Source organism: Endozoicomonas arenosclerae (genome assembly GCF_001562015.1).
In the GTDB taxonomy this organism is placed as follows: domain Bacteria; phylum Pseudomonadota; class Gammaproteobacteria; order Pseudomonadales; family Endozoicomonadaceae; genus Endozoicomonas_A; species Endozoicomonas_A arenosclerae.
On sequence record NZ_LASA01000104.1, the window covers coordinates 1 to 25,090 of the forward strand.

A 25,090-nucleotide genomic window follows, 5' to 3' on the forward strand; every position below is an offset into this window, starting at 1 on the left:
GAGGATAAGGAGGTCTTCCGTTGCCACGCTTAGGGTAATAGGGCTCGATTACGGCCTCTAAGCGTTTCCATGGAATCAGAACCTCCATTCTTTCAAGAAAAATTTCCCTACGAGTTCTGCGTCGCTTCTGGCTGAATTCACTGTCGGAAAAAGAGAGTTGTTGGTCCATGACTACCTCTGATCAAGCTGCTGAGATTATTATCTCATGATCAGGGACTTATTCGCAGGTTCCTTAGCTTTCCATAATGAGATTTTGAACTCATCTTCAGAAATTGTTACTGAGGGTATGAGTTCGTTTTTTTTCTGCCCGCTTTCGTCTATTTTAATCTTATCTGCTCGTACGAATAGACTGGACTGGTTGTACATTCAAGATTCACCCCTTCTTTGTGTATGAATGCAGTGCGTGCTTTCAGGGCTTATGTTGTGAAAATGAAGTGTGTGCCCACTGAGTTAATCAGATGGTTTTCTGCTCTAATTCTTTTCTTATCAATGGACGTCTGGTCTCAGGAAGATGGTTTAAATACTGAGTTCACATTTGATTTAGAGGTATTTGATCAATTCTTTTCTCTCAATGTTCAGGAGAATGCTCTGGGCCTTCAGGGTAACTCTTCTGAATCCACTGCCTTATTAACGATACATCTGAAGGTTTCCGGAGGCGTTCAGGAAAAGTCAGGGGGTCAGGTGTTGTGGCTCTGTTCGAAGGGAACTGATTTGTTGATACACACCGAAAAACCTGCTGAAAGAATCCGTTCCGGCTCTGTGGTTTTAAGTAAGGTAGAGGTGAGTTCATCCGGAGGGCAGGGAGCATTTCCTGAAATTGAAATTTATAACCCTGAGCAGTTAGTCCCATCCTGTAGTCTGTATCAGCATGGAAGCAGGCTGATTCTATTGAGTAGGTTGAATCGTTCTTTCTTTCAATTGAATGATAAGAGGTACTGGGTATATGACCTTCCAGGAGAGTGGCTTCTAAAAACGAACATCTTTCCTGGTATAAGGCATTTGGGGGGAGGATGGAGTCGACCAAAATTAGACATTCCTGAGCTTACACAGGAACAGTTGCTGAGTTTTGGAGCTGCCAGTAAAGGGAGTAATGGAGAAAGATCGGGGCAAGAAAGTGAAAGAAGGGAAGGGGCGGGAGAAGAGGGCGATGATCGCAAGCCAAATCAGGGCACTCTTGAAAGCTCTTTAGTGGATCATCAAGCGCTGCTGGCTGAATTATTGAAGCATTTATTGTTGATTATCCAAAATGAACTGAACATCAGTTATTTTGCTCAGGCATTAGTGTCTTCATTTCAGAGTCAGCCGGAATTTTTATCGTTGTTTGCAAGCGCACACTCCATTGTATTACCCGAGAATTACTCAGTGCAGAGCTGGGTTACAGTGTTTAGTTGGATTGCGTCACAGTCAGGCAGTGAAAGTGAGCATTTAAGTAGTCTCTTGAATCTGGTTCCTGAAAGTCACATTGCATTATTTTCTCAGGCTGTGGGGTCTGCGGAAATATTCACTGAGCTTGGTTTAGAGCCCCAGGGTGGAGCGCCTGAAGCGTTTCCTGAACCTACTCCTGAGAACTTTATCCAGATACTGATGCAACTCTACCCATCGCAGCCAAACTTCATTACAAACTTTACTCAGTCGCAGGGAATAACATTACCTTCTGAATATGGTGAGGAGACCTGGGAAGTGATCATAAATTGGTTGGTCTCTCATCAAGCATTGGGAGAGCTTCACAATATGGCTCAACAGGGTGATGGAGCTCAGTTCCTGGAAGCGGCTGACCAATTTAGACGTTATCGAGCGTCCTGGAGTGAAGGCGAGATGGAGACGGATTTATAAAGAGTGGCAATACAAGGTCTTTTCCAGACTTATGGGGGGCTCCATAAGTCTGGTGATGAATAGCTGGATTAACTGATATTTCCGGTCACGCGAACGCGTTTACTTCCAGCTTCGGAGACTGGTTCTTTTGCCTTTCTCGCTTCTTCCTGCTTCTTATCGATGACGTTTTTGATAGCAATTAGAAAGCCCATAAAGACAAATGCGCCCGGTGGCAGAATGGCGAACAGGAATTGCTTGTAATCCTGGAAAACGACAATTGTCCAGTTTTCAGCAACAGGACCCAGCAACAAATCCATACCTGAGAATAATGTCCCCTGACCTACGAGTTCACGTAATGCCCCCAGTAGCACCAGAATGGCTGCAAAACCTGCGCCCATCATAAATCCGTCAAATGCAGCAGGAGCAACAGGATGCTTGGAGGCGTAGGCATCCGCACGACCCAGAATGATGCAGTTGGTGACAATCAGGGGAATAAAAATCCCCAGAATTTTATAAAGCTCATAGGTATAAGCCTGCATCAACAGTTCAATACAGGTTGTGAAAGAGGCTATCACCATCACGAAGACAGGAAGGCGAATGGCATCGGTCACCTGATGCCGGATCAAGGAGACAACAATGTTTGAGCCCATAACAACCAGCATGGTGGCAATGCCCAGACCCAGAGCATTAACGACACTGTTGGAAACACCCAGTAGTGGGCACAGTCCCAGCAGCTGAACCAGCGCCGGGTTGTTGTTCCAGAGCCCGTCCCAGGCGATTTTCGCTGCAGACTGATCAGCAAACAGAGTGCTTTTCTGAACGTCTGAATCCGTAGAAACTTCTTCAGTCATTTTTCTGCTCCCTCTCTAGGTTCGTCAGGGCGGCTTTGCCCTGCTTGAACAGCTCCTCTCTGTGAGAGTTGAAGTAGTTCAGGGTTCGGTACACAGAGGCAACAACGGCTCTGGGTGTGACGGTTGCTCCGGTAAACTGGTCGAACTGGCCGCCATCTCTCTTCACACCCCAGTCTTCAGGAGCCGGGTCATCGAGTGATTTACCACGGAACTGCAAGATCCAGTTGGAAACCTTAGTGTCTATTTTATCACCCAGCCCGGGGGTTTCCTTGTGCTGGGTGGCTCTGACACCGGCCAGCGTTCCATCGGCGTAGATGCCGACCAGAAGTTCGATTTTTCCAGCGTAGCCATCGGGTGCAATGGCTGGAAGAATCACTGCAACGGGTTTGCCATCCTTGAAAGCAACGTAGCCATCTTTTTCAGTGGAGGTGGCCAGCAGTTCATTGGGAGGAATGGCTATTCGTGTATCAAGAATGCTGTTGTCGTGTGTGTTGTCAGGCAGAATCTCTTTCAGCGCTCGAGCTTCAAAGGCACGAACCTGAGCATGAATTTTGTCTTCGGTAAAAACAAAAGTCAGGGCAATCAGTCCGACAGTCATTATGGCAAACAGACCCAGGGTCAGACTGTTACGGGCAATGCTGCGAACCATGCCGCTGGCCTTAGCTTGCTTCTCTTCAGGCTCGTTTTGATTCTGTGAGTCACTCATTTCGCATCAATTCACTTTTATCCAGTTCTAGTTAACAAACCATCCAATTTTTACTGGAAACAGTTAACTGTCATTGGGTAGACCTTTGTTTGGCTTTTTGTGGCCATAGGTTCTGGGCTGGGTGTAGTAATCAATCATGGGGGCTGCCATGTTCATGAGCAGTGTGGCAAAGGCGACACCGTCCGGATAGCCACCCCAGGCTCGGATAACGTAAACAATGATCCCGATTCCTGCACCAAAAATCAGTCGTCCCTTATTACTGGTGGCACTGCTGACAGGGTCGGTAATAATAAAAAAGGCTCCCAGCATGGTGGCGCCACTGAATAAGTGGAATAGAGGAGAGCCGTGACTGCCTGATCCGGTGCCGCCCCAGAATAATGTCGACATAACTAGAAGAGCAGCCAGCATGCCAACAGGCGCGTGCCAGGTGAATACTTTTTTGTAGATCAGGAACAGGCCGCCAGCCAGATACGCCAGGTTGATCCAGAGCCAGCCACGCCCGGCAAAATATTGCAGGGCAGGATTTTCTAACCAGAGTTCCTTCATGGTCAGGGAGTTATTCTCACGGACAACATCCAGAGGGGTAGCCATGCTAATGGCGTCAACACTGATGCCATGTCCAAAGAGGGGGAATATGGAGAAAAGTGCATCGCTGAAACTTTTGACAGCAGTGTGTCCCTCAGCACCCATGGGAGGAAGCCATTGAGTCATTTCCTGTGGAAATGAAATCAGCAGAAGCACATAGCCCAGCATGGCAGGGTTGAATGGATTGTTGCCAAGGCCGCCGTAGAGCTGCCTGCCAATAATAATGGCGAAGGAAACTCCGATCAGAGTCAGCCACCAGGGCGAGAAAGGAGGCAGAGCCAGAGCCAGCAATACGGCAGTCACGATGGCTGAGCCGTCAGACAGGTAGAAGCTGATCGGCCTGCGTCGTATTTTAAGGATCAGGGCTTCCGAACCCAGTGCGATCAGGACACACCAGATAAGGTTGATCAGTGTGCCCCAGCCAAAGAATACTGTTTGCATGGCCAGGCCCGGCACTGTGGCCAGGAGAACCAGTTTCATTACCTGCTGCGTGCTGTTGGGGCCGCGAGCATGGGGGGATGTCTGCCTTACCAGGGTCATCGTGAATTCCGACTGTTTATCTATTGAGAAACTGTCTTATCCCTTGGTAGAACAAAACAGTTTTCTACTGAACTTTATGCTCGTGAGCTAGTGCGGTTAAGCGCTAAATCCCATACCGTTCGCACTGAGCCTGTCGAAGTGCATTACCATTGACGCTTGGCTGCTGCACTAGCTTCCTGCTGCCAGGGCTTTTTCAGCCTCAGCGGCTTTGGTTTGTGCTTCTATCAGGACTGTTTCCAGAGCACTGGTATCACCTTCAGCGTTCTCCAGAGCCCGTTGTGCTTTCTTGACAGCAGCTCTGGCCATGGCGTTCTCAATCTTTAACTTCTTGAGATCATCGCCAGCCTGAACTTTGGCCGGGGCTTTAGAAACTTCCGGCTCGGTCACTGTAACCGAGGGCTTTCCTTCTTCCAGCTGCTCAAGCTTTTTACGGCACTCGTCTACTTTACTCTCGAGTGAAACGATATCCTCAGAGCCAGATTCCTGAGCTTTAGCCAACTCTCGTTCGGCCTTCTTCAGCGCCGCTTTGGCCATTGCCTTTTCAATTTTCAGTTTCTTATCATCCGCTGGATCGGACGACTTTTCCTGACTATTGGTTGAAGAGGCCTGCGACTGAGCAGGTGTCAGTGCATCCAATTTCTTTTGGCTCTGTTCTACTGCTTTCTCCAGTTCTGCTAATTCAGAACTGCCTTCCTCGCGGGCTTTATTCAAGGCACGCTCGGCTTTCTTGAGGGCAGCTTTGGCCATGGCCTGCTCAATTTTCAGCTTTTTCTCATCGTCAGCTGCAGCAGGTTTCGCTGGCGCTGCTGTAGTGGCATCTGCCAGCTCTTTGGCTAATGCCTCAGCCTTCTTACGGCTTTCTTCAACGGCTTCCTTCAGGGCTTCCGTTTCTGAGTTGCCTTCTTCCAGAGCGGTTGCCAGGGCACGCTCTGACTTTTTCAGAGCAGCCTTAGCCATGGCTGATTCAATCTTCAGCTTTTTAGCGGCTTCTGCATCAGGTGTCGCGACTTTGGGCTGTTCGGTAGCAGAAGCAGCGTCAAATTCTTTCTGAAGCTTTGCCACCTGTGTTTCCAGCATGCTCACGTCGGCCGTCAGCTTCTCGACGTCACCCTCTCCCTTTTCCTGAGCTATAGTCAGCGCTCTTCGGGTTTTCTTCAGCTGGGCGTTGGCCAGGGATAGCTGTATTTTCAGCTCTTTCTGCTCAGCAGACAGGACTGTTTTTGCTGGCTTACTGGCCGTTGCGCCTGCTGCTTTCTTGGCTTTTGCACGTTCTATGGCAGCTTGCACAGGATCCACTGCAGCAGTTGTACTGGATGAACTGTCTTGTTTGGCTGAGGCTTCTTTGGCGGCTTTCAGTTTGGCTGCTCGCTCAGCATTTGCACGACGTTTGGCTTCTTTTTCTGCCTGCTCTTTTTCCAGTCGGGCCTGACGGCTTTCGTATCGAACCTTGGAGCGTTCTGCCTTGGCGTGCTTGGCTTCCTGGGCACGAATTTCTCCCTTGGAGGCTCGATAGTACTGAACCAGTGGAATACTGCTGGGGCAGACAAAAGAACAGGCGCCACACTCAATGCAATCAAACAGGTTATGGTGCTTCAGCTGTTCATGGTTCTCGGACTTTGCGTGCCAGTAAAGTTGTTGTGGCAGCAGAGAAGCAGGACAGGCTTCTGCACACATACCGCAGCGAATACAAGCCTGAGCAGGCATGGCCGGGGGAAATTCTTCACGGGTGCCAGCAATCAGGCAGTTAGTCGTTTTGGTGACTGGGACGTCCAGGTCATCCAGAGTGAATCCCATCATGGGCCCACCCATAATCAGGGTTGCCAGTTTCTGATCGCTGACTGCAGCCGTTTTCAGAAGGTGTCGAGTAGATGTACCCAGCAAAACTTCCAGATTTCCAGGGCTGGATAGCGCTTCACCTGTCAGGGTTGTGATCCTTGAAATCAAGGGTTTGCCCTGGTGGACGGCATCATTAACGGCAACTGCGGTGCCGACATTCTGAACGGCAATTCCCAGGTCTGAAGGCAGTTTGCCAGATGGCACTTCCTGGCCGGTAAGAATCTGAATCAGCTGCTTTTCACCGCCAGAAGGGTATTTGGTTGGAAAAACGACCACTTTAATATAATGACTGTTGTCGCTTTGGCTGACCGCCTTTTTAACCGCTTCAATCGCTTCAGGTTTGTTATCTTCAATCCCTATCAGGCAGCGCTCGGAATTCAGCAGGTATTTCAATATCTCTGCACCGGCCACAATAGCTTCAGCACGCTCTCTCATCAGCATGTCGTCAGCAGTGATATAGGGCTCACACTCAGTGCCATTAAGAATCAGGGTGTGAATAGGGCTTCTTGGCGAGAGCTTGACCGCAGTTGGGAATCCAGCTCCTCCCATACCGGCAATGCCTGAATCTCGAATGAGGTTAACCAGATCCAAAGGGTTTACCGATTGAAATTCTTTGACTGGACTGAGTTCACACCACTGATCCAGACCGTCTGGAATGAGTGTGATGCAGTCGTCGTGCATTCCGGAAGGGTGAGGAATAGCTTCTTTCCCAATCGCAGTAATGGTTCCAGAGGTAGGGGCATGAACCGGCACACTGACAAAGCCGGTAGCTTTGGCAATCATCTGACCTTTTAACACTTTATCACCCACTGCAACTATAGGCTCGGCGGGTGCTCCTGCATGTTGCGATAAAGGGAGGGTCAGTTTCTCCGGCATGGGTGCCGGTCTGATCGGCGTACTGGTGGATTGATGCTTATTCTCTTCAGGGTGAACACCGCCGGTTAGAGGCCAGACTCTTTGTTTTGATTCCGTAATATCCTTGAGAGGCAGGTTCATACTGCTTGTCCTCTCATGTCTGTGGCAATCAGTCCGGATTCTGCGTCCTTGGAGGGCAATGTCCAACTCCAGGTTCGGGTGGTGGTTTCAATCGCAATCATATCAATGCAGTCAACCGGGCAAGGCTCAACACAAAGGTCACAGCCAGTACATTCATCTTTCATGACGGTGTGCATCTGTTTGGCAGCACCAAGAATGGCGTCAACCGGGCAGGCTTGCAGGCATTTGGTACAGCCAATGCACTCATCTTCCCGAATGTAGGCAACCATGGTTGGTTTTTCTGCGCCGTGCTCTTCATCCAGGGGTTCAGGCTCAACATCAAGGAGGTCTGCCAGGGCATTGATTGTGGACTGTCCACCAGGAGGGCAGCGGTTAATGGATTCACCGCTGACAATGGCTTCTGCATAGGGCTTACAGCCGGGAAATCCACATTGACCACATTGGGTTTGTGGCAGCAGCTCATTCACCTGATCAATGATCGGATTGCCTTCTACCTTGAATCGGACACTGGCAAAACCCAGTACGGCGCCAAAAACCAGAGCCAGTACAAGAAGGGCGATAATGGCGTAGAAAACTATTTCCATAATCCTTAACAGAACTCCCTTACAGTTTGATCAGGCCGGTGAAGCCCATGAAGGCCAAAGACATCAGGCCAGCACTGATCATACCAATGGCGGCTCCCCTGAAAGGAGTCGGGACATCGGCAGCAGCGATGCGTTCGCGCATGGCGGAAAACAGGACAAGAACCAGTGAGAAGCCGGCTGCAGCTCCAAAACCGTAGGTGGCAGAGTCCACCAGAGAGCTGTTCAGGCGGTTACTGTTTAGCAGAGCCACACCCAGAACTGCGCAGTTACTGGTGATCAGTGGCAAAAATACACCCAATACCCGATGCAGGAGAGGGCTGACCTTTCTGACGACCATCTCGGTAAACTGTACAACCACAGCAATAACCAGAATGAAGGCTATGGTTTTAAGGAATTCCAGACCCAATGGGACGAGCAGGTATTGATAAGTTAAATAGCTGCAGATAGAGGCCAGAGTCAAAACAAAGGTTGTCGCCAGGGACATCCCCATGGCCGACTCCAGCTTGTTGGAGACACCCATGAACGGACAGAGGCCCAGAAACTGTACCAGTACAAAGTTATTGACCAGGATGGCACTGACCATAATCAGTACCAGTTCGCTCATCTGTTCCATTATGACTCTACCGAGAGTGTGTTCGAGGGCTGACTCTTTACTATGAAAATGCTGCTCTCTCAGGATCTTTAGCTATTTTCATGTTTCGGGGTGAGCGGTATTTCCGGCTCATGGCTGTTTGAAGGCCCGGTTCAAGTGTCAGCAGTGTCTATACCCGAATGTGACGGTCAAGTATATATGCCATAAAAATGCAGTTAAATGACTTATAAAGATCTAAAAGGAATAAATATAAAACTGGCATCCACCAAAATGGAGTCCGACAGACTCCTAGCCACATTTCTTGGTGAAAACTGCGGGATTATAGCGGGATTGGAACGCTGATGCATTGTGGAAATCCATAGAGCCTCTAATGGATTCATGTCTTTGAAGCTGTCAGGGTGAAAAAGCCTGATCAAAATGGAGCATCTCAGTCAGGCTTTATTTATCTGCTTCAGGAGTTGCTGCGCTGGCTGTTGAGGTTTGCCAGTAGTTCCTGTCCATTGTCGAGCAAAGAGGAAACCAGGTTTCTCAGGTCATCCAGCTCCAATGAAGAAAGATGGCCAAATACCTGCTCATTGTACTGTTCCAGTTCAATCAGAGTGTCATCAATTTTTCGTTTGCCATTGCCGGTCAGTCTGAGCAGAACACTTCTACGGTCTTTGGGATTGGTGGCTTTGAGTATGTAGCCTGCCTCTACCAACTTATTCACTTCAACAGTGATGAAGGCTCCGGAAACATTCAGCATAGAGGCTACATCCCTTACGTTTACGCCCCTTGAGTTTTCAGGCTCTGCCAGCGTAAGCAGTATGTTCAGTTGAGGTGTACTCAAACCAATTTTTTCTGCCATCACTTTGCGGGTGGAAGTCAGGGTGGAAGATAACTGATCGAGATTACGCAGCAGTTTCTGGTATTGGCTGGATCGTGTATCCGCAAGTTCCGGTGATGCAGGTGGCATGTCGGAGAACGGAGATTCTGAAATCAGTGCACTACCAAAAGCGGTCTTGCCGGTTATAAAAGGGTTGAGTTTCGCCATAACAACCTGACTGTCTTTTCATCGTTATTTTTAATATGAAAAATTCAGGCTCCTAGTCACCTGAAGTGCCGAGGCAAGGAGCGTTAATTTTTTTTCGCTCATGGCTGCCTATAGTGAAGATGCCACCACTTTATAGAGGGCTAAGATCAGGAAGTTCATTGGGTTGAACTTTATGCGAGAGCACTATTCCTGGTCCGGCTACTGTCTAATATGGGCTGGCATTCGTTCATGGCTAATGGGTTGAGGATAACAATGATAGGCAGGATTGACTATCTGTGCGGTGTAAAAGGCACTGAAATTGCGCATAAATGAGCAATAAAACAGTGCGCCTGCACTTTTGTGGTGATCTTTGATTGTATTTGATTGCTTTTGGTATTTTCGGGTCGCCTGAAAAATCCATAAATCTCAAGTAGCAGGTTCCCGCCACATAGGCCAAAGAGAAGGGCCGTCGGGGAGTTTGATTTCAGTGATCACTTTGAAGCCGTATCGTTTATAGAGAGGGAAGTTCCTGGGGTTAGAATTTTCCAGATAGGCAGGCATTCCTTCTCTGTCACAACGATTCACTCCCGATTGCAGCAGGGAAGAGCCAACTCCTTTGCCCTGGGCGTCATATCTTGTACCGATTGCGAACAGGTAATAGTGAAGTTCCTTGGGGTGCTCTCTTTCGATAAGAGTCTGTAACTTATTCAAGCGAAACAGGTGGCCGGGGCCAAACTGCCAGCAGGCTTTCAGGATGTCAGCGAGACCAATGGGAACATCCATAGTGTTGCCCGGCGGCATCCAGGCTGTTGCGCCAAGACCGGAACTGTGAATCTGACAGCTGTCGTATGGTAAAACATACGGAATGATACTGTGAAAAATGGAAGGGACAAACAGCGGCTTATCTGACAACCAGTTCATCACAGGGTCTTCAGCAAAAGCCTCGCAAAGGATAGTGTGCATTGTTTCAGTATCTTCAGTGACCACCGGCCGAACTGAACTGTCAGTTGCTATTGTCATTGTATTCTTCCCTGAACCTTATCTGCTGTCTCCTGAGCAGGCTAACTGATTGCTGTATAGTTTATCAATGCTGTAGCCCTAGCTTCCTGGCTTATCGTTCAAACCTTATTCTCTGGATAAGCCGTCATAGTCGAAGAGCAAAAAGAGCTTCTTCGTTGGAACGCAATCAGCTTTGCTCAAGCCAAACCGGATGCTTGATCATGATCTGGATAAACAGCTTGGATTCCAGAAAGGCTTTCAGCCATTGTTGAAGATTCTCGTATCGGGTTGAGTAAAACCAATCTCTGTCTACGTGAGCGAATTGTCGTATAAAAGGGGCGATGGCCATATCTGCCAGGGTCAGCTTATCTCCCATTAGATAGTCTTGGTTGCTTAGCAAGCTATCCAGTTGTTCTAGAAACAGTTCCCCCTGGCTTCGATAATACTCCATGGGATGTTCTGGGTGTCTATCTGCGTATTTGTAGCGATCCAATTGAGACTTGAATTCAAAGTCATTTTTTTTGATCAGAGCCATGATCGCTGACTTGTCTTCAGAGCTCTCCGGTAACCAGTTTTGAGGATCATTTACAGCCAATGCCCAGAGCATGATATCCAGACTTTCATCAATGACTTTACCTTCTGGTAAAACCAGCACGGGGACGGTGCCTTTTGGTGAGGCTTCCAGCATGGCTTGAGGTTTGTTTTTAAGAAGGATTTCTCTGTGCTCAAGCTCCGAGCCTGAGTATGTCAGAGCCAGCCTGGCACGCATGGCATAGGGGCATCGACGGAAGGAATAAAGGATAGGGGTGTTGATATCGTTCACTTGAGCTCTCTAAAAAGAATGCAACTTTTCTCCAAAGCTGCATCCATCATTCTGGTTCTGTTTGCCAGAATTTTGCATTAAGTCACTCAGGTTGGCCAGCGTCTGTGTTCACTATCAATGACAAAACGATGGCTGTGTTCGACAGGTGCCTGGGTCTGGCCAGAAGGTGGGTGAGTATGAGTCAGTACTTCTGGATCAGGGTTTGGGAATGTATGTCTGGCATAAACAATGCCGGCTAGAGCAATCAGTGCCATCAAAATGTAAGAAGTCGATAACCCGAATGCAGCGCTGCTCCACCCTGCCAGCAGATAAGTCAGAAACCAGCAAAAGTGTGACAGGGAGAAGTTCGCTGCAAAATAGGCCGGTGCATCACTTTCCTGACAAGAGCGGGTAACCAGAACGCCAGCTGGTGTTTGAATGAACGACAAACCCATACCAATCATCAGGCAGGTCAACAAATAGACAGGCCAGCCTGGTTCCATTGAACCGGTGACAAGGGCCAATGTAATAAGACCTCCTCCACTGAGAATAGCCGAACGAGTTGAGAACTTTTTCAGCCAGCCCGGAAGTTTCAGGGCGATCAGCATAGAGCCAAGGCCTGCCACTGACATAGCTAGCGCTGTTTCCTGTTCGCCACCATTTAGCTGGTCTTTGACGTAAACAACCGTATTCACAATCAGCATTGCACTGCCGCTGGCAACAGCAAAGTACGCTCCCCATAGAGCCCTGAGTCTTGGTGTTTTCAGATAAGAGCTGAGTCCGAAGTGCAGGTTGTTGATAATCCCTTTCTGTCGTTTAGGTTCCAGTGCTCTGGGAATAGTGCAGAACAGGATGAGAATCCCGGAGACAACAAACGTCATAGTATCGGCAACAAACAATTCCCTGAACCCAATACTTGAAAGCAATAATCCCGCCAGCAACGGACTGATCAGCTGCTCCATGTCATAAGCCATTCGGCTCCAGGACAGAGCTTTCAGATAATCTTCCCGGTCCGGTAAAATTTGTGGCAGTACAGATTGAAATACAGGCGTGAAACCCGCTGAACAGGCGTTAATGGCCAGAATCAACGCATAGACCTGCCAGATCTCGGTGACAAAAGGCAGACAGAGAATGAGTGCCGCCCGAATAAAGTCCAGACCTGCCAGCCAATGCTTTCTGGGCAGTTTATGAGCCCATGCCCCGATAATAGGGGCCAGAAACACATAGGCCACCATTTTCAAGGCCAGAGCGGTACCCAGCACGGAACCGGCATTTTCACCTGCCAGGTCCCATGCCAGTAGTGCCAGGGCAATTGTGCTGATGCCGGTGCCAGCCAATGAGGTCATCTGGGCCAGTAACAGGTTTCTGTAGTTTGGATTTTTTAGTAGTGCACTCATATTACTGTTCTCAGACTTTCTGGACCTTATCTCAAGACAACAGGTTCTGCTTCAGGTTGTTGATGAACAGCAGAACTGAATCTACTAATCGCTTAATCAGGCTGCCTTGTTCGACGGCTTCTATGGCCATCAGGTTGGCTTCCTTAATAGTTTCATCGCCCAGAACCCAGCGAACCTGACCAAGCACGCTGCCTTCTTCCAGTGGCGCTTTCAGAGGTGTGTTTATTTCATACTCGACCTTCAGCCGTCTGGCCTGACCTTTTGGGAGAGTGACAGAGATATCATCGTTGACTCCCAGATTGATCTGATCCTGAGTGCCCATCCAGACTTTCTCTGTCTGCACAGCGCTATCCTGATCGAGCAGGGTTGAGGTCTCAAAGAAACGAAACCCATAAGTCAGTAGCTTTCGGCTTTCTTCCAGGCGAGCTGTTTTGCTCGGGGTGCCCATCACTACAGTGATCAGTCTCATACCTTCCTGAGTGGCTGAAGTCACCAGACTGTAACCTGCATTAGAGGTGTAACCTGTCTTGCCTCCGTCTACATTGAGGGAGCGATCCCACAGCAGCTGGTTGCGGTTGTACTGAGTAATACCATTCCATTTGAAGCTTCTTTCCTGGTAGATCTGGTAAACCTCGGGAGCATCCTGGATCAATCTCTGGGTAAGAATGGCCATATCTCTTGGTGTTGTGGCAATGCTGTCGCCGTCCAGTCCATGGGCATTAATGAACTGGGTGTTGGTCATACCCAGTCGGGTTGCCCAGCTGTTCATAAGATCGACAAAAGCACCTTCGCTACCGGCAATGTGTTCAGCCATGGCAACAGAGGCATCATTGCCTGATTGAACCATGATGCCCCGACTCAGGTCGCCGACGCTGATCTTGTCACCGGGTTCGATGAACATTTTTGAGGAGTCAGGAAAGTTTCTGGACCAGGCATTTCGGCTTATGGTGACTTTGTCATCAAACGACAAACGCCCGCTGTTGATTTCACGGCCAATGACATAGGCCGTCATCATTTTGGTCAGACTGGCAGGAGCCAGGGCAGTTTCGGCATTTTCGGAAGCAATGATCTGGCCAGAGTCATAATCCATCAGGACAAAGCCTTTGGCATTAATCGCCGGAGCATTCGGAATTATTGAGGTCACGGCCAAAGCCCGGCCGGTTAACAATACAAGGCAAAGCGCAATAAGCGGGCTGGAAATCAATGGCCTTGTAATTGAACGGTGTCTCTTCATTATTTACTCTCATCAGTGTTCATGGACTCAGTCAGGAGCTCCTTCTCCCAGTTTCAAGGTTGAAAAGAACCTAACACTGAGCCCATGAATAAAAGGCCAACGTTTAAAGCCGGTCTTTCATGATTAGCGGCCTTTTGCTGCCATGCATTCGACTTCTACCTTGGCACCCAGAGCAAGGCCACTGGAGCCGAGCACAGTGCGGGCTGGATAAGGTGCTGAAAAGTAGCTTTGGTAAACTTCATTAAAAGCAGCCCAATTATTGATGTCGGTGAGAATTACGGTGCATTTGACAACTTCACCCATGGAGTAGCCATTCATCTTTAGCAGACTGGAGATATTGTCCATGGTCTGTCGGGTTTCTTCCTTGACGCCACCTTCCACCATTTGCATGGACCCGGGCTTCAAGCCGATTTGTCCTGACAGGTAGAGGGTGTTGCCTACTTTGACTGCTTCAGAAAGAGGCAGGTTGTCAGGGATTATTTTCCCAGAGTTCAGAAATTCAACTGTTTCCTGATGTTCAGCAGCCAGCACTGAAACGGGAAGGGCAAGGCTGGCAATCAAGGCCCCAGCCAGAGTCAATCTGTTCATAAAAACCTCGGCTTATGAAAGAGTACGGGTCATGCCTTCAGAGGCATAACGAACCACATTATGGTCACCGAAATAGACGTCAGGGGCGTTTTTATCCTGACTGAGGTACTGAAAGCGTTCCCGGCCTTTGCCGCAGACCAGGAGGACATCACCTGCTTCCAGCTGGGACAGGGCCTTCTCGATAGCCAGACTGCGATCCAGTTCAATACGGTACTTTTGATAATCAGCCTGTTTGATCATCTTTTGAATAATGATCTCTGGTTTGATGCCCAGTGGATTATCGGTGGTGAAGTAAGACACGTCGGAGAGCTGGGAGCTGGTACTGCCGATGGCCTGAGCATCTGGCAAACGATCTCCGGTTACCCCAATTACTGTGAAGATACGGCCACGGGTATGCTGGCGGACATTTCTCAGAAGGTTCTCAAGGCCGTCCTGATTGTGTGCGTAATCGATAATGATGGTTGCACCACTGGCCAGAGTGGTGACTTCGCATCTGCCCGGTGTAGGTTTAAGCCGGGACAGCTCCTGTGCCGATGCTTCCAGGTTGTTTTGAATAGAGTCGAAAGCCGCCAGTACTGCCAGACTGTTCTCAATGTTGAAAGTAAAAGGCAGTGGCGTTTCCACAGTAGCTGACCGGTTCTGATTTTCGACCGTAAACTGACCGCCATGACAGCTGGATTGAATATTGGAAATCCGGTAGTCCGCCTGATTTTGACGACTGCCATAAGTGACCACCCTGGCCTTGCCCCGACAGCGATCAATGACGGCCGGTGCAACCGGATCATCAAGGTTTACAACGGCAATACCGTTGGGCTTCAAGCGATCTATCAACCTGAGTTTGGCCTGCAGGTATTCATTTTTGTTGCCATGATAATCGAGGTGATCTTCTCCCAGGTTGGTGATGATGATCATGTCAAAGTTAATGATGCTCACCCGGTCCTGATCCAGAGTATGACTGCTGACCTCCATAATATGATGGGTAATGCCGGAGCGAGACATCCGCGTCATCAGATTAAGAAGGGTGATAGCGTCAGGAGTGGTGTTGATCAGTTCACCATTGAAGCCATCAAACTGGCATCCCAGAGTGCCTGTATAGGCCGTTGGAAACTGCCGATTTAGCAGTTGCTGGAGACTGTAGGCCACCGTAGTTTTGCCATTGGTACCTGTTACACCAATATTGAACAGTTGGTCCTGTGGATACTGATAGTATTGATTGATCAGGCTGACAGATACAGAAAAGCCAGGTGTTGTCACACAGGGCACTGCTACTTCCAGTTCCTGGTTTGTGATCAGTCCGATGGCGCCTCTGTTAATGGCATCTTCTGCAAAATCATGACTGTCACAGGTGAGCCCCTGACGGCAGACGAAAATATCTCCGTAAGCTACCTTTCGGCTATCGGTCTCGAACTTGCCAACGGGCAGTGCCTGCAACTGTTCCAGAGATTTTGAATAGTTATCAAACATGTGTTGTACGACTCGGTAAACTTCGGTGAGTTCTTAGAGCCTGCAGGACTTAAGTTTTCGAGAATGAAATTCAGTAGAGCGAGTCAGTTTTTTCGTTGGGTTTTCGCGAATAGTTGATTTATTTAAGGAAACTCAACGGAAAAACTGGCCGCTCTTTCTGGATTTCAGGCCGAAACTATCTTAAGTCCTGCAGGCTCTCCAGCTCACTCTTACATAGAATTTGGCGATAGTGTTTGACTTGAGGCCATTCTATCGGCTGAATATCTATCAATTAAATTGGTTGTTCTGTTTGAGTCTATGAGTGAAATCAATTGGAAGGGCGTTGACCTGAATCTGCTTCTCACCTTTGAAGCCATCATGAACCATCGCAGTGTTTCCAGGGCCGCTGAGCAGCTGCATATTGGTCAATCTGCGATGAGTTATAACCTCAGTCGTCTGAGAAAACTGCTCAATGATCCTCTGTTTGAACGTCAGGGGCATATCATGGTGCCGACGCGAAGAGCGGAGGAACTGGCCTATAAAATTACCGGCGTGCTGGAGGTGATTCGCAATGACATTCTGTTTCCTCAAAGTTTTGATCCAGCACGAAGTCAGCACAAACTCACGATTGGGCTCTCTGACTATGCCGAGCTGGTTTTTGGGCCGGTCTTGTTTGATCAGTTGATTGAAGAAGCGCCAGAAAGTCAGATTGTTTTTCAGGCCATTGATGCAGGAAATTGTCAGAATATGATGGAGCAGGGCAGTGTGGATCTGGCTATCGGCGTTTTCACTCACTTGCCGGATAGTATGAGTCGCACGACTCTTTATCGAGAGAGACATGTCTGCATGTTCGATAATGAGACGCTGGGCGTTGCCCTTCCCATCAGTCTTGAAGATTATCTGGCAACGCCCCAGGCCATGGTTTCTGTCTCAGGTCAGCTGAGCAGTCCGGTAGATAACACGCTTTCAGAAATGGACGTAAGTCGTCGTGTAATTCTGGGGTCTTCACGCTTCCTGACCCTTAGGCATTTGATGTCTGGTCGCAAGCTGTTGTGCGTTATGGCTGAGATGGTGGGCAGAGCGGACCTTTTTTCCGATCAATTGACCTTGTCTGCGCCACCTATTGAAATTCCTGATTTTAATGTCGAGCTGGTGATGCGACGTCGAGATACTCACCACCCCAGAATGAGCTGGTTGTGCGAGCGAGTCACAAGCATCATTCAGCAGGAAGTTGAGCAGCTCAGAAAGGGCTCATGAGACTTTATTTCGAGAGAGCTCTTCAAGCAGGACTTTTAATAATGGTGCCACCGGCTTGTTACTCATCCAGGCCAGTCCTGCCTGGCGATAGTCGGTTGGTCCGTTGTAAGGTTTGATTTTCAGCTCAGGCCATTGTTTGGCCATACCTTCTGGCAAAAAGGAAACACCCTGATTAGCCAGCAGTAACATGGCAACCTGATCCTTGCTGTCAACGCTGGCGGTGATATCAACTGTTAAGCCCTGCTGGCTCAGCAGCCCAAGTGTTCTCTGGTGCGCTTCACAGGGAGGACAGATAATAAAACGCTGTTGATCCAGATCGTTGAGTTCGATCACTTCCTTTACGGCCAAAGGATGATCTTCATGGACACAGAATACATATTCTTCCCGCCATAGCATCAGGAACATCTCATCTTCTTTCTTCATGGTGTCCAGAATAAGGCGGGCGTCGCATGGCTTCTGTAAATGCTGAAGAATCAGTTCATGGTCTTCCAGTACGGGAGCACTGCGCTCAAGAAACTCGGCTACATATCTGTGGGGGAGTTCCGGCATGATCGAGAGAGTCAGAGTTGATCTTTTCTGCTGCTCCTTTAATAAATCCGGAATCTTGTTGAGCTCACCGATCATTCTGACGGCCATGGGGTAGAGCTGTTCTGCTTCCCGGGTAGGTGCAACACCTCGTTTGCTGCGATTAAACAGCAGGCAGCCCAGTTCTTCTTCAAGGTGTCGGATGGCATTGGAAAGCGCGGGCTGGGATACAAAGCTTCGTTCAGCTGCGCGGGAAATACTCTGCTCTTCATAAACGGCAACGAACTGCTTGAGAAGCCGTATGTCCATATGGGACTCCCGGGAAAGATAATAAAAAGTTATGGATGTTCAAACCAAAAGGTATTTCTGAAAGGTGCAAGCCTGCATGTAGAGTAGTGCCCACTTCTCATGACTGTGAGTGCTAAGTCCATCAGGTGTTAGCTGGTGGATCATAAGCTCACAGATTGCAAAGCATACAGGAATCCCTCATGACAAAACCATTAGTTGTAATTACAGGTGCCAGTTCAGGCATTGGTGAAGCTATTGCCCGTCAATTCAGTGAACAGGGTCATGCTCTGCTTCTGCTGGCGCGAAGAATAGAAAAACTGGAGCAGTTAGGACTGCCGAACACACTGTGCAGAAAAATCGATGTGACGGATCGTGAAGCTTTTTACGCCGCGGTTGAGGAAGCTGAAGCTGTGTACGGTGAAACAGACTGTCTGGTCAACAATGCCGGTTTGATGCTGTTAGGTAATGCCGATGAGCAGGACCCTGCGGAGTGGGATCGTATGATCAGCGTTAATATTAACGGTGTTCTCAACGGCATTGGTGCTGTTATCGGCAAAATGAAAGCTCGTAAGGGTGGAACGATTATTAACCTGAGTTCCATTGCAGGTATTAAAGGCTTCCCTAATCACATGGCCTATTGCGGAACCAAGTTTGCCGTACATGGTTTGTCTGAGACGCTTCGTGAAGAAGTAGCAGACGATAATGTGCGTGTGATTACTGTGGCTCCGGGTGCCGTAGAAACCGAGCTGCTCAGTCACACTACATCCAGTGAAATCAAAGAAGGCTATGAGAGCTGGAAAGATGGGATGGGTGGTGTTATCCATCCTGAAGATATCGCCAGTTGTGTAGGCTTTGTTTACAACCAGCCACAGAATGTCTGTGTGCGCGAAATCGTCGTTTCTGCTACACGACAGCAGCCATAATCAAAGGGCAGAAGTGCACTATGTGCTCCTGCCTATGGATTTGTTTCGATTTTACATACGGACTCGGTTCACCCTGAGCTTGTCGAAGGGTCGTATATTAGGCTTCGACAGGCTCAGCCCGAACGGACTTGAGAAAGAGTCGACAAGGAAGTTATTTCAGAACTATACCTAAGCCGTTCAGGCTTGTGTTTCCAGCTGATTATTGTTTTCTACAAAACTGCCTTTGGACACCTTTTCTGTCTGGCCTTTTCCGGGTGACCAATAGGAAACCAGTATGGCCACTACGATGCATGAGAAAGACAGCCACATGTAAGGAAGGTATTCGAAGGTTGAAACGCCCAGAACTCCTGCCATAAAAATACCATTGTCACTCCAGGGAACCATCCCAGAAGTCAGTGTTCCACCAAATTCACTGTTCCTTGACAGTAAGTGTCTGTCCGCTTTCATTCGGTCGTAGGTGTTCGTTAGCAGTCTGGGAGTGAGAATCAGCGACACATACATGGCACTGCCCAGAAGGTTACCCATGAAAGCGGTGGCAATGGTAAAGCTGGTCAGGCTGGTTTCATTCTTGATTCTTTTTTCCATTCTCTTGGCTATAGCTGAAATGACCCCTACTTTGTCCAGCAGGCCACCAAATCCCAAACCAAAAATAATCACAGCCAGTGAACCCAGCATGTTATACATGCCACCACTGCTCAGTAGCTGATCCAGCACATTGATACCGGTGTCTGGTGATGTAAGTATCCAAGCACTTTTGACTGCCAGTATAGGGTCTTGCCCCTGGAAAACATAAGCCCAGACTGAACCCATGAAAGCGCCAAAGGTGATCACGGGAAAGGCCGGCATATTTCTGGCCAGCATTGCAATGACGATGGCTGGTGGGATCAGGGCAACCCAGGAAATCTGGAAATGGGAGGACAGAGAATGAGTGATTTGATTGATCTGTTGGAGATCAATGTTTTGCCCATACTGAAGACCCGCCACGGCAAAGAGAAGCACAGTAATCAGGTAGCTGGTCAAACTGATGGGGAGCATTCGTCGTATATGGGAAGGAACCTTTACGCCTGACATGCTCGCGGCAAGAATGACGCTGTCTGATAATGGCGATAGCTTATCGCCAAAATAAACACCCGATAGGACGGCTCCTGCAGTGACCGGAGCAGGAATACCCATCCCTTGTCCAATCCCCATCATGGCAATGCCCGCTGTTCCAGCAGCACCCCATGAAGTACCCGTGGCCAGTGCGGTAATTGAACAAATAAGTACGGCAGTGGGCAGGAAAAGTACGGGGCTGATGCTATTAAGGCCAAAGTAGATGATGGAGGGCACTATTCCACCGGCAACCCATGTCCCTGTCAAAACGCCCACGGACAACAGGATCAGAATGGCTGACATGCCATCGTGAATACCTTTGGAGGCACTTTTTTCCAGTTCGTCATAGTTGTGACCCAGGAAAATGCCCAGGGCAATGACAAGAAACCAGCCGGTGAAAAGGGCGAGCTGAACTGGCAGGCCAAAACGGATAGTAAAGGCAGAAGCAAGGCACAGGAAAGTGCCCAGTACCAGGGTGATTTGGAGAAGCGAAGGCAGTCTTGTGTTCGAAGTCATAGGCTCTCCATATATCCGGTTAAAAATTGTAATAAGTACTTGTGTATCAGGTAGTTGAGTAAATCGGCCTGATGGGTTTTTAGACCATGAGGGTGGAAAAAGGTGCCCTGAAACTGCTGGAAATTGATGAATGGCAGAACTTAGTAATAGGTATAAAAAGGCAGTTTTGCCAGCCAGAGGCATCGGGTTAGGGGCTGACTGGCTGAAAAAACCATGAATGTGATAGGCTCTGCCTTTCTTTATTACTGAAATCTGACCAGCAGGCTGTTAATGAGTGACTCCGTAGACCCTAATGAGCTGAACAAGGCCAAATTGAATCTGGAAACAGCAAAAATTGCCTGGGCAGACCTTCAACGCTACTTTGCCTCAGGCCATCTTCTGGCTGTTGCTCCTGATCTTGATATTGTTTCTGTTGCCCACAGTATCTCTATTGATGATAAAACCGTGGTAGAAGCCTGGCTGAACGAAAAGAAGCTGAACCCAGTCAGTGATGATCAGGCTAGAAACTGGCATGAACGTCAGGCTTATTTATGGGCTGTGGTGGTTCGTCCATGGGTTCTGGTGCAGGACAGGGATTGAAATAAAGCACCATGCTGAAGATTTCCAACACAGTCACCATTCCTGCTGACGAGATAGAGTTCAATTTTATCCGTGCCCAGGGAGCCGGAGGGCAAAATGTAAATAAAGTCTCTTCGGCTGTGCATCTGCGATTTGATATCAGGGCGTCCTCTCTCCCTGATTTTTATAAAGAACGATTACTGGCTTTCAGTGATCAGAGAATTTCTTCTGAGGGAGTGATTGTCATTAAGGCTCAATCATTCAGAACTCAGGACAAGAATCGTGAAGATGCACTGAGTCGCCTGCTCGGATTGATCCAGAAGGCGACAGTGGTTTCCAAAAAAAGAAAAGCGACCAAACCAACCCGTTCTTCACAGAAAAAGCGTATGGATCGAAAGAGCCAGCGGGGTAAGACTAAAAATCTGAGAGGTCAGGTTAAAGGTTGGTAATAACGTGCTGATGAAAAGGATATTGAAGTAATCCATGACACCTGCCATCAATACCGCTAAACGCGCCAAAATCAGCTATTCCGTTCATCAGTATGAGCATGACCCAAATTGCGCTTCCTATGGTGAGGAGGCTGCACAGAAGTTAGGTCTGGATCCGGCAAAAGTCTTTAAAACCCTGATTGTGTCACTGGACAGCAGCAAGCTGGCGGTAGGTATTGTGCCTGTTGACTCGCAACTGGATCTTAAGAGCATGGCTTCTGCCTGCAGAGCGAAAAAAGCGACTATGGCTGATCAAAATGATGCTGCACGTATCACGGGCTACCTGCCCGGTGGTATAAGTCCTCTAGGCCAAAAGAAACGTCTGCAGACTGTTCTGGATAAAAGTGCTGAAGCTTTCGACACCATTCATGTCAGTGCCGGAAGAAGAGGGTTGGAAATAGAGCTTAGCCCTTCGGACTTATTGGAACTGACGGCCGGTCAGTATGCTGGCATTGCAAAAGATCGTTCCCGTTAGAAGTCAGCCACAGACCTTTGTGATTCCTTAAACCGGTTTGAATCGGTTCTTGACCATATCCAGATGAACCTGATGTTGTCGGGTCATAAATTCATCGAATAAATTCAGAGCGGACTGGAGGTGGGCATCGTCAGGAGATTCTGCATACTCATTGATGGCTTTTTGCAGAGCGTCTGAAAACGTTTCAACGTTAATTTCCCTGAGCGTTTCTTGAAACTCTTTTCTGACATTGCTGTCAGGTCTTGCCAGATTTTTAAACAAGTCTTTTAAGCGGTCGCTGTTGCTGGATTTGAAAGTGTTCCAGTACTCCGGCACTTTGCCCGCCATAGCCCAACCATTGTAACGGGTGTAGAAGTAAGTCAGGGTATTGGTTCCAACCCTTTCCCAGATGTTGTTGACAGATCTGACAGCCGCCTCTGCTTTCATGACTACTCCCAGGCCGGGAGCAGCAGGAATAGTCAGCTCCGGAGTTCCACCGCCAATCCCTGTCTGATTACTGGCCCTGATGTACTGAACACGCCAGTTGCCATGGGACCAGATAAAGTTGACTTCCATTTTCAGGTTGCCATGAATGCCATAGGCAAAACTCTCAGGCAGTGAATCAAGAAAAAGGTGGCCTGACTGTGTGACTGACGAAGGCAGTCCGCCCACTGCAGCGGTCAGGGCAGATTGAGGATTGGTGCCTATGCCTGCTGTAAAACCAACGTTGAGATAGCGCCCTTCGGTATCCGGATTAAAATGCTTTCGGACATCGTTGATGGTGAAATAGCCTTTTACTTCAGCGGGGCCAACCACGACCTTAATCTCACCTCCGGCTTCGATGTCATGACTGGTGGCTTTGTTAAAAGCAGACAGGTGTCCTCTGGTGTGCCGGTTTTCATTCAATGCCAGTCTGGGTTTTTCATAATCCTGTTCGAACTTTTCCAGCAGGCGGGCAAACTGGTAGTCCCTGGGTTCTGGCGGGACAGACTCTTCCAGACTGTCACGATAGATGGAGGCCAGAGCAACATGAGTATCAATGATAGCCCGAATGTACTCACCTCTGTTTTTTGCCCCTCTGGCTGCTTCAAGTCGGTGCTTGATATCACGGACATCACTTCTCAGATCTGGATGTGCATTACTGTCTAATTGATTGGTGACTGAACAGTAATGGTCAAACTCTGCGTACAGAGAAGCCATGGACTGAGACAAGTGGCTGCGATAGATCTCTATCAGAAGGCTCACCGCTTCAGCTTCTTCCGGGTCAGAGTCGCGGCAGGCTGAGTAGTCTTTTTTCAGCTGCTCAACGTCTGCTTTCACTTTATTGATCCACTGTCTTCCTTCTTTTCCCTGCAGCCATTGGCCGGGCTTATGAACTGAGAAGTAGCGATCGGGCTCCTGGTTCAGCTTTTCAGGAGAGGCTTTCATAGCCGAGAGTCTTGGATATTTTTGGAAGAACTCACTGTGAGTATTGGATACATGAAACTCTCCTGAGAGCATCCCTTCCAGTGCTGTAACGCCAGCCGAGCCCTTTACCTGCCAGGAGCGAGTGTCCAGATAGTTACGTTGCGATTGTTCTGGGCGAGTCAGGTGCTGATGAGAAGGCAGAATACCCTTGGCATGGAGCAGGGTTTGCAGTCTTTCCTGTTCTGCTCTGACCTGTGCTTCATTCCTGTCTGCATGGCGCGTGGTGACTATTCCTTTTAATGTTTTTACACGACTGTGTGATTTCCGGGACTGGTTGTTAAACAACATGGGCAACAGATCATTGGCATGGTGTTGTATATGCTCTTCCAGTCCGGAGAACAGTTTACCTTTTCTGATACTTCCGGACAGGCTGGCATCGGCTCTGGCAATAGCATTATTCCCGATCGTGAGGCTGAGTTGGGTGTTGAAAGCATGCTCATCACTGATTCGAGTATCATCCTGAGTTTTCGCTGTGAAGATGTATTCAAGCTTCACTGAAGCGCCGAGAGCATCCAGACCCAATGCTGAAGCGGCCAACCCCAGCTCTATCGCTACAGCCACTTCTCTTGCAGAGCCTCCCTTTTCCATATCACTCATAACGTCCCGAAGTCGCTGACTGAATGCTTCCTTTAGACATTGAAGCGTTACATCACGGACCTGCCTTCTCAGAATCGAAAAGAGCTCTTTATCATTTGGGTCCGATAAGTGATCCGCAACCTTGTCCATGGCTTTGCAGATCAGACCGCATTGGTCTTTTGCAGGCAAGTCTTGTCTTGCCAGAGCAGCGTTTAGAGTTTTGATGGATTCTGCGAGCTCTGGATTTGTGTCAGGCTGATTTGTTTCTGCGAGATGAATGCAGGTGTTCTGGAGTAATTGCTTTAGCGAGGACAGTTGATCCATAGCTAAAGGTTCTGAAAGCAGGCTGTCTATGCGCCAATGCAGATTGGCGGGTGTGCTGCCTTGTAATATCAGTGTGTTTAGCTCAGGCAATGCCTGCTCAAGACGTTCTAAGGATGATGAGGGGATTTCTTTTCCTGTTTCAATGAGCCTTTGAATGGCGGGAGCATCTATCAGAGAGCTCAGCAGAGTGGATTCATCATTCTGAACAAGAGTGGTTGATTTTTGCAGAGTGGTGACCAGCTGTTTAACAGCCGGTGCTTCCTGGATGCTTCTTTCTGGTAAAGCCCGGGTGCCAGATGTCTCGTGGGCACCTTCAGGCAGCTCGGGTAAAACATCCATAGCCTTGACGGACTTTTGAGCAAATACCCCTTCTTTATCCTCCTGGTGTCCAGCATCGTCAGTATTTTCCAATCCTGAAATGAGCCTGAAGGCAGGTACTACTACCTAACCCTCGGCTTGTCGCTCATGAACTAATTGAAACAGGATTTCTCTGGCTTGTTGCAGCTTTCTGGCCGCTTCATTATCGGTCATGGCTTCCGCTTTGTCCTTTAGTTGGTCCAGTGTAATCCCTTCTTTCAGGTACTGTTCTGGTTCCTTCAGTGACAGGAACTTTTCGTAAGGGGTCATCATGTTTTCATAGCGGTA

24 protein-coding genes are annotated in these 25,090 nt (G+C 48.6%); 6 read left to right on the top strand and 18 right to left on the bottom strand.

Translation table 11 applies throughout. The features are described from left to right. Positions 1-169 (bottom strand): transposase (locus WG89_RS32185; protein WP_062260605.1); only part of this gene is annotated, 169 nt, incomplete at its 3' end. Positions 170-423: 254 nt separating this feature from the next. Here WG89_RS32185 and WG89_RS16705 point away from each other — a divergent pair. Continuing rightward, on the top strand, positions 424-1,833 hold the full coding sequence (locus tag WG89_RS16705) for a hypothetical protein (RefSeq protein ID WP_172806834.1): 1,410 nt from the start codon (positions 424-426) through the stop codon (positions 1,831-1,833). 68 nt (positions 1,834-1,901) lie between these two features. Here the strand turns inward: WG89_RS16705 and WG89_RS16710 are convergent, their stop codons facing one another. The 13 genes from WG89_RS16710 to WG89_RS16770 all read right to left on the bottom strand — a co-directional run bounded on the left by WG89_RS16710 (position 1,902) and on the right by WG89_RS16770 (position 15,998). Further along, entirely contained in the window at positions 1,902-2,663 is a 762-nt protein-coding gene (locus WG89_RS16710; RefSeq protein ID WP_062268190.1) for an electron transport complex subunit E, read from the bottom strand. Further along, entirely contained in the window at positions 2,656-3,369 is a 714-nt protein-coding gene (gene rsxG, locus WG89_RS16715; protein WP_079253879.1) for an electron transport complex subunit RsxG, read from the bottom strand. The genes WG89_RS16710 and rsxG overlap by 8 nt, the downstream gene beginning before the upstream one ends. A 63-nt stretch (positions 3,370-3,432) precedes the next feature. After that, a complete protein-coding gene (gene rsxD, locus WG89_RS16720) occupies positions 3,433-4,494 on the bottom strand; it encodes an electron transport complex subunit RsxD (RefSeq protein ID WP_062268192.1) in 1,062 nt (353 codons plus the stop codon). Positions 4,495-4,662: 168 nt separating this feature from the next. Beyond that, on the bottom strand, positions 4,663-7,326 hold the full coding sequence (gene rsxC, locus WG89_RS16725) for an electron transport complex subunit RsxC (RefSeq protein ID WP_062268194.1): 2,664 nt from the start codon (positions 7,324-7,326) through the stop codon (positions 4,663-4,665). Continuing rightward, positions 7,323-7,910: an electron transport complex subunit RsxB gene (rsxB, locus tag WG89_RS16730; protein ID WP_062268196.1), complete on the bottom strand. Its 588-nt coding sequence runs from the start codon at positions 7,908-7,910 to the stop codon at positions 7,323-7,325. The genes rsxC and rsxB overlap by 4 nt, the downstream gene beginning before the upstream one ends. A 19-nt stretch (positions 7,911-7,929) precedes the next feature. Next, positions 7,930-8,514, bottom strand: a complete 585-nt coding sequence (gene rsxA, locus WG89_RS16735) for an electron transport complex subunit RsxA (RefSeq protein ID WP_062268226.1) — start codon at positions 8,512-8,514, stop codon at positions 7,930-7,932. 439 nt (positions 8,515-8,953) lie between these two features. Further along, positions 8,954-9,535, bottom strand: coding sequence for a MarR family winged helix-turn-helix transcriptional regulator (locus WG89_RS16740; protein ID WP_062268198.1), 582 nt, complete (start codon positions 9,533-9,535; stop codon positions 8,954-8,956). Between the two features lie 405 nt (positions 9,536-9,940). Beyond that, complete coding sequence (locus WG89_RS16745; protein WP_062268200.1) at positions 9,941-10,534, bottom strand: GNAT family N-acetyltransferase; 594 nt, start codon at positions 10,532-10,534, stop codon at positions 9,941-9,943. Positions 10,535-10,700: 166 nt separating this feature from the next. Beyond that, the gene (locus tag WG89_RS16750) at positions 10,701-11,336 is read right to left on the bottom strand and encodes a glutathione S-transferase (RefSeq protein WP_342669264.1); all 636 of its coding nucleotides are present in this window, start codon (positions 11,334-11,336) and stop codon (positions 10,701-10,703) included. An 86-nt stretch (positions 11,337-11,422) separates the two neighbouring features. Then, on the bottom strand, positions 11,423-12,712 hold the full coding sequence (locus WG89_RS16755) for an MFS transporter (RefSeq protein WP_079253880.1): 1,290 nt from the start codon (positions 12,710-12,712) through the stop codon (positions 11,423-11,425). Positions 12,713-12,743: 31 nt separating this feature from the next. Then, the gene (locus tag WG89_RS16760; protein ID WP_216638508.1) at positions 12,744-13,856 is read right to left on the bottom strand and encodes a D-alanyl-D-alanine carboxypeptidase family protein; all 1,113 of its coding nucleotides are present in this window, start codon (positions 13,854-13,856) and stop codon (positions 12,744-12,746) included. 213 nt (positions 13,857-14,069) lie between these two features. Further along, the gene (locus WG89_RS16765; protein WP_062268205.1) at positions 14,070-14,534 is read right to left on the bottom strand and encodes a Rid family detoxifying hydrolase; all 465 of its coding nucleotides are present in this window, start codon (positions 14,532-14,534) and stop codon (positions 14,070-14,072) included. 12 nt (positions 14,535-14,546) lie between these two features. Then, positions 14,547-15,998: a UDP-N-acetylmuramoyl-L-alanyl-D-glutamate--2,6-diaminopimelate ligase gene (locus WG89_RS16770; protein ID WP_062268207.1), complete on the bottom strand. Its 1,452-nt coding sequence runs from the start codon at positions 15,996-15,998 to the stop codon at positions 14,547-14,549. Between the two features lie 297 nt (positions 15,999-16,295). Between WG89_RS16770 and WG89_RS16775 the strand changes: the two genes are divergently transcribed. Beyond that, positions 16,296-17,234 carry a LysR family transcriptional regulator gene (locus tag WG89_RS16775; RefSeq protein WP_062268229.1) on the top strand — a complete coding sequence of 313 codons (939 nt, stop codon included), beginning with the start codon at positions 16,296-16,298 and terminating at the stop codon, positions 17,232-17,234. On the opposite strand, the gene WG89_RS16780 is transcribed toward WG89_RS16775, so the two are convergent. Beyond that, positions 17,229-18,068, bottom strand: a complete 840-nt coding sequence (locus tag WG89_RS16780) for a LysR family transcriptional regulator (RefSeq protein ID WP_062268209.1) — start codon at positions 18,066-18,068, stop codon at positions 17,229-17,231. The genes WG89_RS16775 and WG89_RS16780 overlap by 6 nt on opposite strands. Positions 18,069-18,247: 179 nt before the next feature. On the opposite strand from WG89_RS16780, the gene WG89_RS16785 reads away from it, so the two are divergent. Continuing rightward, on the top strand, positions 18,248-18,970 hold the full coding sequence (locus tag WG89_RS16785; protein ID WP_062268211.1) for an SDR family oxidoreductase: 723 nt from the start codon (positions 18,248-18,250) through the stop codon (positions 18,968-18,970). Positions 18,971-19,147: 177 nt separating this feature from the next. Here WG89_RS16785 and nhaC read toward each other — a convergent pair whose 3' ends face one another. Beyond that, entirely contained in the window at positions 19,148-20,578 is a 1,431-nt protein-coding gene (nhaC, locus tag WG89_RS16790) for a Na+/H+ antiporter NhaC (RefSeq protein WP_062268213.1), read from the bottom strand. A gap of 270 nt (positions 20,579-20,848) precedes the next feature. Between nhaC and WG89_RS16795 the strand changes: the two genes are divergently transcribed. From WG89_RS16795 to ybaK, 3 genes are read left to right on the top strand one after another with little or no spacing between them, the layout of a single operon-like run. Beyond that, positions 20,849-21,157, top strand: coding sequence for a DUF2288 domain-containing protein (locus WG89_RS16795; protein WP_062268215.1), 309 nt, complete (start codon positions 20,849-20,851; stop codon positions 21,155-21,157). 11 nt (positions 21,158-21,168) lie between these two features. Beyond that, complete coding sequence (gene arfB / locus WG89_RS16800) at positions 21,169-21,585, top strand: alternative ribosome rescue aminoacyl-tRNA hydrolase ArfB (RefSeq protein ID WP_062268218.1); 417 nt, start codon at positions 21,169-21,171, stop codon at positions 21,583-21,585. A gap of 34 nt (positions 21,586-21,619) precedes the next feature. Then, positions 21,620-22,099, top strand: a complete 480-nt coding sequence (gene ybaK / locus WG89_RS16805; protein ID WP_062268220.1) for a Cys-tRNA(Pro) deacylase — start codon at positions 21,620-21,622, stop codon at positions 22,097-22,099. Positions 22,100-22,126: 27 nt separating this feature from the next. Here ybaK and WG89_RS16810 read toward each other — a convergent pair whose 3' ends face one another. Together WG89_RS16810 and WG89_RS16815 are read right to left on the bottom strand one after the other, a co-directional pair. After that, entirely contained in the window at positions 22,127-24,856 is a 2,730-nt protein-coding gene (locus WG89_RS16810; protein WP_062268222.1) for a hypothetical protein, read from the bottom strand. A 33-nt stretch (positions 24,857-24,889) separates the two neighbouring features. Continuing rightward, positions 24,890-25,090 (bottom strand): hypothetical protein (locus WG89_RS16815; RefSeq protein ID WP_062260213.1); only part of this gene is annotated, 201 nt, incomplete at its 5' end.